This is a genomic window from Pedobacter vanadiisoli (assembly GCF_042684385.1).
GTDB lineage: Bacteria > Bacteroidota > Bacteroidia > Sphingobacteriales > Sphingobacteriaceae > Pedobacter > Pedobacter vanadiisoli.
Map to the genome: position 1 here is coordinate 369714 of NZ_JBHULL010000009.1, position 13672 is coordinate 383385.

Here is a 13672-nt window from a genome sequence, read left to right on the forward strand (position 1 = left end):
TAGTAATCTTTTTTCAATACAGTTAGTTGTATCGTTTAAAGTTCTAAGAGATGAAAAAGCGCATATTTAGTCTAGCCATCAATTATCCGGATTTACCTGGCATAGATTCTGCCATCTCTTTTGGGCCTTTTATAAAATACCTGCACCGAAAAGTAAAGGAAGAGCAAACTGTAAAATCTGCACTTTACCACAATGCCCTCAAAGAATTTAAAAAGCAGGGTATCGATGATCAGGTTATCGCGCTCGAAGATATTTACAGGCACGAGTTATTGCTCGAACATATGTATACCTGTCTTTCGCCAGCACTTCTTACCGAAGATCATATGGCCTGGGGGCTTTGTGCACCTATGCAGCCCATTACTTTTTACGGAACCGATCTGATGTACGAATTGCTTGAGCATGAAGAAAAAGATCAAAACAGTTTTGCCGGATCAAGAACCGCTGAACAGCAGCAGCACGACCGGTTACATTTTATATATTCCTTTATTCTAAATGAATTATACGCTTTCCATGCACCATTAAAAGAAAAATACCATTCTGGAATCAATTCAGATACTGCGCTGCCAGGCTATTTTCATATTGGGGTAAATACAGGGTTTATAGAAGTAAAAGCTAAGCAACCCTTGCCCGAGCTTAGTTACAGGGAGTTACAGCAATATTTAAGTGAACACTCCGGACTTGATAAGCTACAACAGGTATTGCCCTTATCGCTTTTCGAACTCAGGGGGATTTCGGTGTTGACGATTACCGATGTTACAGCAAGGCAGGCAGTAGAAAATATTAAAGCCGTAAGGTTGAGCCGTGTGCCGGGTAACGAAGGTTCAGCTTATTCAGCAGTCATTCAATCGCTTAAGGTACTGGTCCAAAATGCCAATATAGAATTCGATCTTTTCCCTTTTGTAAGGGTTAACAATAAAATGGTTTACGGTTATGTGAAAGAAGGGAGTGGATTACTTTTTTCGGTGTGGGGTGAAGAAACGCTGAGTCCTGAAGCTTTTCAGGAAATTGCCGAAAGCTATGCTGCAAACCCCAATTCCTTTTATTCGCCCGATATTTGGGCCGAGAGCAGGGAAATGTTTCCCTGGTTAGAGCGCTTTAGAGAACTGAATGTAAAATCAATGGCGCTTTTGCCTGTATTTCATAATCAGGTATTGGTTGGCGTATTAGGCATGCATACCTGGGTTGGCGAAACTTTCGATGAAAAGAAAATTACATTGCTGGACCAGGTACTCGGCCCCATTGCCCAGTTGCTACAGGTTTATATAGATGAATTTAACCTTGAGATAGAAAATATCATTAAAGAGAAATATACCTCCATTCAGCCTGCTGTGCAATGGAAATTTAACGAAGCAGCCTGGCATTACCTGCACGATAAGAAAAAGAATTTGCCCCTGCGTACGGAAGACATAAGCTTTACCGATGTTTATCCGTTTTATGGGGCTATAGATATCAGAAACTCTACAGCCGAGAGGAATGTTGCCAGTAAGGCCGACCTTAATCTGCATTTGAGCCTGTTACGAAATACACTTGAACAGCTCAGTAAGACTTATAGGGATGCATTGCTTGTCGAAATTATTTTTAACTGCAATAAATGGAATACCATTTTACAAGGCAACGAGCTGAATACCACCGAAGAAACCAGCCTCAATGTTTTCCTTAATGAAGAAACCAGCGATTATTTAAAACTCATCTCGCAATCGCATCCCAACACAAAAAAGATTATCGATCAATATCTGGAAAGTATTTCAGTGCAGGGTGGTGAAGTGTATAAAAACCGGCAGGCTTTAGAAATTTCCATGCAGTTGATTAATACCGATATTAACAATTATTTCGAAGCCGAACGCGAAAAACTGCAGGAATCTTTCCCCTGCTATTTCGAAAAATTCAGAACTGATGGAGTGGAGTACGACATCTACATCGGGCAGTCTATTGCCCCCGACCGGATTTTCAATCATTTTCACCTGAAGAACTTGCGGTTGTGGCAGCTTTCATCAATGGCAGCAATAGCTAAAATGATGCGGCAGCGTCAAGCTGATCTGCCTGTTAAACTGGCTACTACTCAATTAATTTTTATCCATAACCATCCTATCGACATCAGTTTCAGGGTCGATGAAAGAAAGTTTGATGTTGAGGGAGCCTACAATATCAGGTACCAGATGATTAAAAAAAGGATCGATAAAGTGCTTATCCGTAATTCTGAGGAACGGCTAACCCAACCTGATAAACTGGCCTTGATCTATTTCAATAAAAGGGACATAGATGACTACCTTCCCTTTGTAAAATACCTTCAGGAAACCGGAGTGTTGGGCACTGAAAGCGAAGATCTTGATTTAGAAGATTTGCAGGGCTTAAGCGGATTGAAAGCACTTCGTTTAACCATTGTTTAATGGTTTAAGGCCCACTATCTTCAATAAGTTACATTGCCCTCTTATGAGCAATTATTCCTGTTTCTTATATTGCGTCAGCTAACCCAAACCACCTATTGCTATGCGGAAACTATTTCCATTGCTTTTGCTTTTAACTTTTACGGCGAAATTACAGGCCCAAACCAACGAAGCCAGCCTTGTAAGCCCACTGATTAACCAATACCAGTCAGACAAGACCATGCTTAACCGCAAGTACAGCATTAAACGGTCAGAAGAATACTTTAAACGGATGGAGCGTTTTTATGCCACGTGGCATAAGCAATTAAAAGCATTGCCATTTAGTAAACTTACTGTAAATGAGAGAGTAGATTACCTCTTGCTTAAACGCGATATACGTTCTGATTCTGCAGGTCTACAACAAAATTACAACGAATTTAAAACCAATATTTTTACGTTACCCTTTGCCAATATCCTGCTGGATTTTGAGGCAAAACGAAGGATTGGCCAGCAGCAGGATGGTAAAACCATAAAACAGCAATTCGAACAATTACAGGCAGCTATCCGGAAAACAGCAAAGATGGTAGAAAACAATGAACGCGCCGTTACGCCTGTACAGGCTTTGTGGGCGCAGCAAACCATTGATCAATACCTTGCTGTATTTACCGAAGCCTATAAGTTTTACGATGGTTATGATCCGCAATTTACCAAAGCTGCCAAACCGGTTTACCCGGAAGTAGTTGATGCCATGAAAGATTATGCTGCGGTACTCGGTAAAATGGCTAAACCTGCTAATGTTCAGGATGACGGAAGTGGCATTATTGGCAATCCTATAGGCAGAAATGCATTGCTAAGCAATTTAAATGACGAAATGATTGCCTACACACCCGAGCAGATAGAAGCTATTGCGATGAGGGAGTTTGCCTGGTGTGATGCCGAAATGCTCAAAGCCTCGCAACAGATGGGTTTCGGGAACGACTGGAAAAAGGCACTCGAAAAGGTAAAAACCGACTATCCTGAATTGGGTAAACAACCCGAACTGGTTTATGAGCTGGCAAATGAAGCGATAAACTTTGTAGAAAAAAACAAACTAATTGTTATTCCGGCAATGGCTAAAGAAGGTTGGCGCATGCGTATGTTAAGTCCACAGGAGCAATTGTATGCCCCGTTTTTTTTGGGTGGCGAATCAGTGTTAATTGCCTACCCGACTGAAGATATGAGCGAAGAGACTAAAATGATGACACTGCGCGGTAATAACAGGCATTTTTCAAGAGCAGTAGTGTTTCATGAACTTATTCCAGGACATAACCTGCAATATTTTATGCAAAACCGCTACAAGCCATACCGGAAAGTATTTAGTACACCTTTCTGGACCGAAGGTTGGTCGCTTTACTGGGAGATGTTGCTTTGGGATCAAAATTTTCCTAAATCTCCTGAAGATAAAATCGGTATGCTTTTTTGGCGTATGCACCGCTGTGCGCGCATTATTTTTTCGATGAATTATCATTTGGGCAAATGGACGCCAAAGCAATGTATCGATTTCCTGGTAGATCGTGTAGGTTTTGAACGCGCTAATGCCGAAGCAGAGGTGCGCAGGTCGTTTACCGGAGGTTACGGGCCGCTTTACCAAATCGGTTATATGTTGGGTGGGCTACAATTCAGGGCACTGCATAAGGAGCTGGTAGAAAGTGGTAAAATGAGTAATATCCAGTTTCACGATCGCATATTACACGAAAATAATATGCCCGTAGAAATGGTAAGGGCTTTGCTTACCAATCAGCAATTGCCAGAAAATTTCAGTACCCGGTGGAAATTTGCAGGCGATATTAAGTAAGTAAAATTCGATAATCAAGATCAGATTTCTAAGACTAACGCTGTGGAAAAGTTGATAAGTATTTTTACAGGTCTGTAGTTTTTGGTATGGCTATTGTAAAGGTTGTGAAACGCTATTCAACGTTATACAGAAAATTATGAAATTACAATTATTCAAAGCCTTACCAGTTGCCCTCGCTGGTTTACTTATCGGGTCAGTTGCTTCAGCTCAGGAAAGCCCTGCAACTTCATCAGCAACGCTCAGAACATGGTCTATCGGTGTAAACGCCGGTGTGCTGACACCATTATCGCCATTGGGTGGTAAAAACGATTTTAGCAACAACAAATCGAGTTTTGGTTATGGCCTTTACATCAAAAAACAATTTACACCTTATTTCTCCCTACGTTTAGACGGAGTTCGTGGTAAATTAAAAGGCGACAATACCGAGCCTTATGAAAGTGGAGCGGTAAACAATTCTCCAGTAAGAGCTTTCGATACACAGCTATCGTATTCAGGAAGTTTGAGTGCTGTAGTAAACATGTTCAACATCGATCTGTTTAAAAAAGAGAACACTTTACAGCTATATGCTTCTGCTGGTGCAGGTATTGCCGGTTATAAACCAACCATTACCACAGCAGCCGGTACTTTTCTTTTTGCCGGAGATAAAAACATCAATGAGTTGATCATCCCTGTAGGTTTAGGGGCTAAATTTAAAATCTCAGATGCGGTTAACTTCGATTTAGGTTGGACAATCAACTTTGTTGATGGAGATAACTTAGATGGTTACTACAGAGGTGGCAACGATAAATACAACTATGCTTATGCAGGTTTAGAGTTTGCCTTAGGTAGCGGAAAACAATTGGCTTTCCATAATCCGGTAGCTTTAACTTATGATGAAGCTTTAAAAGCAAAACAAACTGCAGAAGGTTTGAAATCTGATTTAAATGCACAAAAAGCAGATAATGCCAAATTACGTGCTGAATTAAACGATATCTTAAAAGATTCAGACGGTGATGGCGTAGCAGATAAATTGGATAAATGTCCTGATACACCTGCAGGTACTGTAGTAGATGGTTCAGGCTGTCCATTAAAAACTCCTGAAAAAGTTGTAGAAAAAGTAATTGTAACTGAAGAAGACCGTAAGGTAGTTAATGAAGCCATTAAAAACTTAGAGTTCGATTTAGGTAAAGCAACTATCCGTCCTAAATCTTATGCATCATTAAACAGGGTTGCTGCATTGTTAATTCAGAAAAACTTCAGCTTAAAGTTAGCAGGTCACACTGATAATACTGGTTCGAAAGAATTAAACTTACGTTTATCTAAAGAAAGAGCAGAATCTGTTAAAGCTTATTTGGTTTCTCAAGGTGCCAATGCATCACGTATCGAAGCTACAGGTTACGGTATGGGTCAGCCAATTGCTTCTAATAAAACAGCAGCTGGTCGTCAGCAAAACCGTCGCGTAGAGTTTACACTTTACTAGTCCGTTTTCAAATAACATAAAAAAGTCCCGGTGCAAACCGGGACTTTTTTGGTTTAAGGGGTTTAGGTGGATCTGTCATCCTGAACGTAGTGAAGGATCTTTATTAGACTAACTCTAGTCATAGCGTCTCGCTACGACTAGAGTTAGTTCTGTAATGTTAAGTTAGCATTTCCAGGCCTAGTGAGGCACTAAGACCAGGTAGGTTAGAGACCAGATTATTCCAACTCAGTTTGCTTAAGCGAAACAATCACCTTTTTAATTTCGCTCAAATCATTCATCTCAAAATTTGGTGTTTGGGGATAAAACCGCTGATAAATGATCCTGTTGTCTTTACTGTCATAAACACTGATAATCTTATCCTCAGAGCGTTGCGTATAAATCACATATTTAACAGGGTTTTCTTTGTTCAGGATCAGACTGTCAAGCGTTTTATACGGCGCAAATTTGAGCTTATACGGATAAGGTTCCAAAACGATACCCGATTTAGGCAAGAGTGCCAATTTCGACGAAAATACCTCTTTAATATATTCTGGTACATAAAGCGTTTCCCTTGCCAGCTCTGGCAGGCGGATTTTATTGTAAAACTGGTAATCTATACCATGATTTTCACTTGATATTAAACCGTCATTGATCTGTTTTAAATAACCGGTCAAAAAGCCGGGCGACCAGTTAAGGAAATGGGACCTGTTGTAAAGAAGGGATAAAAGGGTGGCTTTTTTGTTCTTTTTTGAGTCAATCTGTTGATCCAGCAAGGTAATAAGCAGATTTGTATTCGGATCGGTAAAAAGATTAACTGTTGCCAGTACGCTTTCTTCCTTTACTTTCGGTTTTTTAGATGGTGTAATTAATTTCAATGCATAAACCACGTTTATATCGGTTTTGTTATCCAGTTTTTCTGTATAGGCATCGAAATAGAAAAATGAATAATTGGCAAGTGTGTCATACTTTGCAAGTTCATCCGGTTTGATAATTTTATAAGGGGTAATGGTCCAGGTTTTTTTTATCGCCTGGTCATATTTTTCCAGCTCGGCATAATCAGTATATTGAAAGGTGAACAAGGTGGTGGTTTTCTTAAAAACCTCTAACTTTTGACTGTTTAGCAGTGCTGACCCAAAATAAGATACCTGGCTTTTGCAGATTGTAGCCGATAGAAGAAGCAGACTAAAAAGGAATATCCCTTTTGCTTTTGATATATTCATTGATTTCATTTTGTGTACAACGATATTAGAAAAATTTTGACAATTATTTTGAATTTTCCTATTGCATTAACAAAATACATTCATTAGCTTTGTTATGCAAGCATAATAAATTAACAGAAATGAAACAACATCAAACCATAGATTACCATGTTAAGTTTGCGTGGCAAAATATGTTTAATAAGTATAATCAGATGGCATCCGGTTTTGGGATTACACAGGCCATTGGATATATGCTGATCAACATTGACGATACTGATGGCACAGCTGTTTCAAATTTAGCTGCCTTGCTGGGTGTTAAAGCCACCAGCCTTTCCCGTATGTTAAACAATATGGAAGAAGCCAACCTGATTTACCGCGAAACTTCTGCAGGTGATAAACGTTCGGTAAAAGTTTTCCTTACCGATTTTGGTAAAGAGAAAAAACATCTGGCGAAGGGCGTTGTTCGGAAATTTAATGAATATCTGGATGAGCATTTTACTAAAAAAGAGAAAGAAACCTTCATTAATTTACTCATAAAACTGAATGAAATCACGGTAGCTTATACTGTTGATTAATCAGTTATAAATCAACCTGTTTGGCAAATGGTTAACAGGTTCTTTAAGACTACTGAAAAGCAAATAGATAACAATGAAACGAAGCATTAATAAAGTTGCTGTTTTAGGTTCTGGTATTATGGGGTCGCGTATTGCATGCCATTTCGCCAATATTGGTGTAGAGGTATTGTTATTGGACATCGCCCCAAAAGAACTCAGCCCCGAGGAGCAGGCAAAAGGATTAGCACTGGATAACCCAGCGGTAAAAAACAGGATTGTAAATACGGCTTTGCAAACGGCAGTGAAAACAAATCCATCGCCGGTTTATACCAAAAAAGTATTAAATAAGATCAAAACCGGAAACTTCGACGATGACATGCCGAAAATTGCGGGTTATGATTGGGTAATTGAAGTGGTAGTCGAAAACCTTGATATTAAGAAAAAAGTTTTCGAACAGGTAGAGCAGTTCCGTAAGCCAGGCACTTTGATCACTTCAAATACTTCCGGTATTCCGATACACCTCATGGCAGAAGGCAGAAGCGAAGATTTTAAAGCGAACTTCTGTGGAACACACTTTTTTAACCCACCGCGTTATTTAAAATTACTGGAGATCATCCCTACGCCGTATACAAAGCCTGAGATCGTTGATTTCCTTATGCATTATGGCGATAAGTTTTTAGGTAAAACAACCGTTTTATGTAAAGATACTCCGGCTTTTATTGCTAACCGTGTTGGCGTTTATTCCATTATGGCACTTTTACACCTGGTTGAGAAATTAGATCTCACTGTAGAAGAAGTGGATAAATTTACCGGACCGGCGCTGGGCAGACCAAAATCGGCTACTTTCCGTACTTCTGATGTGGTGGGTTTAGATACCATGATCAAGGTGGCCAAAGGCCTTTATGATAACTGCCCTGACGATAAAGCGCATGAACTGTTTAAACTTCCGGCCTATGTGCAGAAAATGGAAGAGAACAAGTGGCTTGGCGATAAAACCAAACAGGGTTTCTACAAAAAGACAAAAACTGCTGATGGTAAAACCGAAATCCTGGCACTTGATTTAAAAACATTAGAGTATAAACCTCAGCAAAAAGTAAAGTCAGCCACTTTGGAAATGACCAAACCGGTGGAGAACCTTCGGGAGCGGATGAAAATTTTTGCTAAAGGAAAAGATAAGGCAGGCGAACTGTTCCGCCACTCTTCTTTTGGTTTGTTCGAATATGTATCTGATCGTATTCCCGAAATTTCTGACGAACTATACCGTATTGATGATGCCATGCGTGCAGGTTTCGGCTGGGAGCTTGGTCCTTTCGAGTTGTGGGATGCTGTAGGTGTAAAAGAAGCCCTAGAAGGCATGGAGCAATACGGCAATAAAGCTGCTGCCTGGGTGCACGAAATGCTCGATGCGGGGAATACCTCATTCTATAAAGTAGAAAACGGCATCAAAAAATATTACGATATCCCTTCTAAAAGTTATAAAGCTTTACCGGGCACAGAAGAGTTTATCATCTTGGACAACCTCCGTGAAAATAAAACGCTGTGGAAAAATTCTGGTGTTTCGATCATCGACCTGGGAGATGGCATTCTGAACGTAGAATTCCACACCAAAATGAATACCATTGGTGGTGATGTAATCTCCGGAATCAACAAAGCCATTGATATGGCTGAGAAAGATTACCGTGGCCTTGTTATTGGAAATGATGGTGCAAATTTCTCTGCTGGTGCAAATGTAGGGATGATATTTATGATGGCGGTAGAACAGGAGTGGGACGAACTGAATATGGCGATCCGCATGTTCCAGAATACTTCAATGCGTATCCGTTATTCTTCCATCCCGGTTGTGGTAGCTCCTCATAATTTAACCTTGGGTGGTGGATGTGAGTTCAGTTTACATGCTGATCATGTGCAGCTTTCTGCCGAAACTTATATGGGCTTGGTAGAGTTTGGTGTGGGCGTGATCCCGGGTGGTGGCGGAACAAAGGAGTTTGCTTTACGTGCATCGGATGAATATAAGGACGATCAGATTGTGCAGAATGCACTGAAAGATCGTTTTTTAACCATCGGAATGGCCAAAGTTTCTACTTCAGGTTACGAAGCTTACGAGCTGGGTTACCTCCAAAAAGATAAATTTTCAATCTCGATGAACCGCAACCGTTTATTGGCCGATGCAAAAGCCAAAGCCATTGAATTGGCCGATGCAGGATATACCAAACCGGTTCAGCGTAACGATATTAAAGTATTGGGTAAACAAGGATTGGGAATTGTGTATGCAGGCGCAAATAGCATGTATGCAGGGCATTTCATCTCTGAACACGATAAAAAAATCTCCGAAAAATTAGGTTATGTAATGTGTGGTGGCGATTTATCTTATCCAACAGAAGTAACCGAGCAATACTTATTGGATCTGGAAAGAGAAGCATTTTTATCACTCGCAGGAGAACGGAAATCGTTGGAGCGGATTCAGTCAATTATTACGAAAGGTAAACCGTTGAGGAATTAGTGAGTTAAATATTTAGGAATGAGTATCAAGTATCAGGATACGAATGACGAATAAAGTTTTACTTACATTAATTAACAAATAAAACAATGCGAGGATTAGGTCTTGATACTTGATTCTGGCTACTAGATACTAAAAAAATGGAAGCATACATAATAGCAGGATACCGTACAGCAGTGGGTAAAGCACCCCGCGGTGTATTCCGTTTCACAAGGGCCGACGATTTAGCTGCAGAAGTAATTAGGGCCCTGGTGGCTTCGGTTCCGAATTTAGATAATGAACAGATTGATGATGTAATTGTGGGCAACGCTACTCCAGAAGCAGAACAAGGGCTAAACATTGGCCGTATGGTTTCGCTAATGGGGCTGGATACCGATAAGGTTCCTGGCGTTACCGTGAACCGTTACTGTGCGTCGGGTTTAGATACTATTGCTACGGCAGTTGCCAAAATTAAGGCAGGTATGGCCGATTGTATCATTGCCGGTGGGGTAGAGGTAATGAGTGGAATGCCTTTTGGAGGCTGGAAACTCGTACCTAATGCCGAAGTGGCAAAAAATAATCCGGATTGGTATTGGGGAATGGGCTTAACTGCCGAAGCAGTTGCTAAAGAATATAAGGTGAGTCGTGAGGATCAGGATGCATTTTCATTAAAATCTCATGAGAAAGCCATTCATGCCATTAAAAATGGTCACTTAAAAGATGGTATTTTACCTATCACCGTGAACGAAAATTACCTGGATGCCAACTTGAAAAAGAAAACGCGTTCTTACGTAGTTGATACCGATGAGGGGCCACGTGCAGATACTACCTTAGATAAATTGGCGAAACTGAAACCTGTATTCGATGCGGTTGGAAGCGTAACTGCGGGTAATTCATCGCAAACATCTGATGGTGCAGCTTTTGTTTTGGTAGTGTCTGAAAAGAAAATGAAAGAACTGAATGCTGAACCGATAGCCAGACTGGTAAGTTACGGTATTGCAGGTGTTCCACCCCGTATTATGGGCATCGGACCAATAGAGGCTATTCCAAAAGCACTGAAACAGGCTGGCTTGAAAAAAGAAGATATCGATTTAATCGAACTGAACGAAGCCTTTGCCTCTCAATCTTTGGCGGTAATCAGAACTTTGGATTTAAACCCCGATGTTATCAATGTTAACGGAGGAGCAATTGCACTTGGCCATCCACTGGGCTGTACCGGAGCAAAACTGACCGTACAGATCATGAACGAATTAAAAAGACAGAACAAAAAATACGGAATGGTAACCATGTGCGTAGGAACCGGGCAAGGTGCTGCGGGGATTTTTGAGTTGCTTTAAATAGTATCAAGATATGAGTATCAAGTGTCGAGATTGAATAATAGGTTTCTACCATTTATAAAATCATCCCAAACATATTTGAATTCATAATTTAATACTAAAATATATGCACAATTTTAAAGAATTAAAGGTTTGGCAGAAATCAATTGATTTGGCAGTTGATGTTTATAAGGCTAGTTCGTTTTTGCCTGTTGATGAGAGATACGGTTTGATTTCTCAAATGAAAAGATGCTCCGTTTCAATACCCTCCAATATTGCTGAAGGGGCGGGTAGGGGAACCGGTGCACAGTTTAAATATTTTTTAACTATAAGTCAGGGTTCTGCTTTTGAACTGGAAACTCAGGTAATTATTTCAAATAGACTGGGATTGTTGGATGATCCGCTTACTATTGATCTGATTGAAAAAACCAGTGAGGTTCAAAAAATGATTTATGCTCTGGAAAGAAGATTAATTTAATGTGGGTATGAAAGTTAAGATTTGATTTCAAGTAATAAGATTGAATTACATGGCTGGAAATGTAAAATGAAAATTTATAATGTAGGCTTTGTTTTGATCCTCGATACTCATGCCTTGATACTTGATACTGATTTCTTGATACTTAATACCCGCGACTAGATATTATAACAATGGAAACAACTGAAAAAAAGACAATTAAAGGTGGAGAGTTTTTAATTAAAGATACCACTTATCAGGAAGTATTCATCCCTGAAGAATTTGATGAAGAGCAACAGATGATTGCACAGACCTGTCGCGATTTTTTGGCGGCTGAAGTTTATCCTAATTTAGATAAAATCGATAAACAGGAAGACCCGGAATTAATGCCTACACTTTTAACCAAAGCTGGCGAACTGGGTATCCTGGGCGTTTCGGTACCCGAAGAATACGGAGGTTTTGGGAAAAATTTTAATACCTCTATGTTGGTTGCCGATGTGGTTGGTGCCGGACACTCTTTTGCAGTGGCACTTTCTGCACATACAGGTATTGGTACATTACCAATTTTATATTACGGAAATGAAGAACAAAAAGCAAAATACATCCCTAAATTAGGCTCGGGCGAATGGAAAGCTGCTTATTGTTTAACAGAGCCAAACTCAGGTTCGGATGCAAACTCAGGTAAAACAAAAGCTAAACTGAGCGATGATGGTAAACATTATATCATTAATGGCCAGAAAATGTGGATCACGAACGGTGGTTTTGCCGATGTTTTTATCGTTTTTGCTAAAATAGACGACGATAAAAATCTAACTGCATTCATTGTGGAGAAAGGTTTCGGCGGTATTACCATGAACCCGGAAGAACATAAAATGGGCATCAAAGGCTCTTCAACACGCCAGGTTTTCTTTAACGATTGTCCGGTGCCTGTTGAGAATATGCTAAGCGAGCGTGAAAACGGTTTCAAAATCGCGGTAAACATTTTAAATATTGGCCGTATTAAACTATCAGCTGCCGCTATCGGCGCTTCAAAAGCAACGTTAAATACAGCGATCAATTATTCAAATGAAAGGATCCAGTTTGGCCGTCCCATTTCTAAATATGGGGCCATCCGTTTTAAAATTGCAGAGATCGCTTCTAAAATTTATGCTGTAGATGCAGCGAATTACCGTGCCGGACAGAACATAGATGATACCTACGACCAATTGGTTGCAGGAGGAATGGAATCGGGCAAAGCCAGGTTAAAATCTGTTGAGCAGTTCGCCGTAGAATGCGCCATCTTAAAAGTATGGGGTTCAGAAGCATTGGATTATACCGTTGATGAAGGCGTTCAGATTTATGGTGGTATGGGCTTTTCTGCCGATGCACCAATGGACAGGGCTTACCGTGATGCACGTATCAACAGAATTTTCGAAGGTACCAACGAAATTAACCGTTTATTAACCGTCGACATGATGCTAAAACGTGCCATGAAAGGCGAATTGGATTTAATGACACCGGCCACTGCTGTAGCAGCCGAATTAATGAGCATTCCCGATTTCGGAGAAGAAGATACTACGCTATTTGCTGCAGAGAAAAAAGTACTGTCGAACCTGAAAAAAGCAACCTTAATGGTGGCAGGAGCTGCGGTACAAAAGCTCATGATGACCTTAAGCAAAGAGCAGGAAATTTTAATGAACATTGCCGATATGGCCAGTTACGTTTATGTGGCTGAATCAGCATTGTTGAGAACCGAAAAATTAGTTGCCATGCGTGGCGAAGCCGCAGTTGCCGGTCAGCTGGATTTGCTTCGCATCTATTTGGTTGAAGCGGTTGATGGAATAGCCAAGGCGGGTAAAGAAGCATTGTGGGCATTTGCCGAAGGCGATGAACTGCGCATGATGCAGGTAGGTTTACGCCGCTTTACCAAAATGGAACCGTTTAATGTTAAAGATGCACGCCAAAGGGTTGCGCAACAATTAATCGAAGCCAATAAATATATCTTTTAAGGTAGAAGGTCCAAAGGTTGAGGGTTTAAGGTTTAGGTGCATGCCTAAAT

9 protein-coding genes are annotated in these 13672 nt (G+C 40.4%); 8 read left to right on the forward strand and 1 reads right to left on the reverse strand.

Annotated features, from left to right (window positions below):
- The first annotated feature begins 50 nt into the window (after nt 1-50).
- From ACFSR6_RS12720 to ACFSR6_RS12730, 3 genes are all read left to right on the forward strand, one after another.
- Nucleotides 51-2387 carry a GAF domain-containing protein gene (locus ACFSR6_RS12720; RefSeq protein WP_379079455.1) on the forward strand — a complete coding sequence of 779 codons (2337 nt, stop codon included), beginning with the start codon at nt 51-53 and terminating at the stop codon, nt 2385-2387.
- Nucleotides 2388-2487: 100 nt separating this feature from the next.
- Nucleotides 2488-4197 carry a DUF885 family protein gene (locus tag ACFSR6_RS12725; protein ID WP_379079458.1) on the forward strand — a complete coding sequence of 570 codons (1710 nt, stop codon included), beginning with the start codon at nt 2488-2490 and terminating at the stop codon, nt 4195-4197.
- A gap of 136 nt (nt 4198-4333) precedes the next feature.
- Nucleotides 4334-5656, forward strand: coding sequence for a DUF6089 family protein (locus tag ACFSR6_RS12730; protein WP_379079460.1), 1323 nt, complete (start codon nt 4334-4336; stop codon nt 5654-5656).
- Between the two features lie 215 nt (nt 5657-5871).
- Here ACFSR6_RS12730 and ACFSR6_RS12735 read toward each other — a convergent pair whose 3' ends face one another.
- Nucleotides 5872-6855 (reverse strand): hypothetical protein, encoded by a 984-nt coding sequence (locus tag ACFSR6_RS12735; RefSeq protein WP_379079463.1) that lies wholly within the window; start codon nt 6853-6855, stop codon nt 5872-5874.
- A 119-nt stretch (nt 6856-6974) separates the two neighbouring features.
- Between ACFSR6_RS12735 and ACFSR6_RS12740 the strand changes: the two genes are divergently transcribed.
- The 5 genes from ACFSR6_RS12740 to ACFSR6_RS12760 all read left to right on the forward strand — a co-directional run bounded on the left by ACFSR6_RS12740 (nt 6975) and on the right by ACFSR6_RS12760 (nt 13622).
- Nucleotides 6975-7409, forward strand: coding sequence for a MarR family winged helix-turn-helix transcriptional regulator (locus tag ACFSR6_RS12740; protein ID WP_183767829.1), 435 nt, complete (start codon nt 6975-6977; stop codon nt 7407-7409).
- Between the two features lie 73 nt (nt 7410-7482).
- Nucleotides 7483-9888: a 3-hydroxyacyl-CoA dehydrogenase/enoyl-CoA hydratase family protein gene (locus ACFSR6_RS12745; protein ID WP_379079466.1), complete on the forward strand. Its 2406-nt coding sequence runs from the start codon at nt 7483-7485 to the stop codon at nt 9886-9888.
- Between the two features lie 137 nt (nt 9889-10025).
- Nucleotides 10026-11201: an acetyl-CoA C-acyltransferase gene (locus tag ACFSR6_RS12750; protein ID WP_379079469.1), complete on the forward strand. Its 1176-nt coding sequence runs from the start codon at nt 10026-10028 to the stop codon at nt 11199-11201.
- A 106-nt stretch (nt 11202-11307) separates the two neighbouring features.
- Nucleotides 11308-11658 carry a four helix bundle protein gene (locus tag ACFSR6_RS12755; RefSeq protein ID WP_379079471.1) on the forward strand — a complete coding sequence of 117 codons (351 nt, stop codon included), beginning with the start codon at nt 11308-11310 and terminating at the stop codon, nt 11656-11658.
- Nucleotides 11659-11828: 170 nt separating this feature from the next.
- The gene (locus ACFSR6_RS12760; RefSeq protein WP_379079474.1) at nt 11829-13622 is read left to right on the forward strand and encodes an acyl-CoA dehydrogenase family protein; all 1794 of its coding nucleotides are present in this window, start codon (nt 11829-11831) and stop codon (nt 13620-13622) included.
- Nucleotides 13623-13672 lie beyond the last annotated feature (50 nt).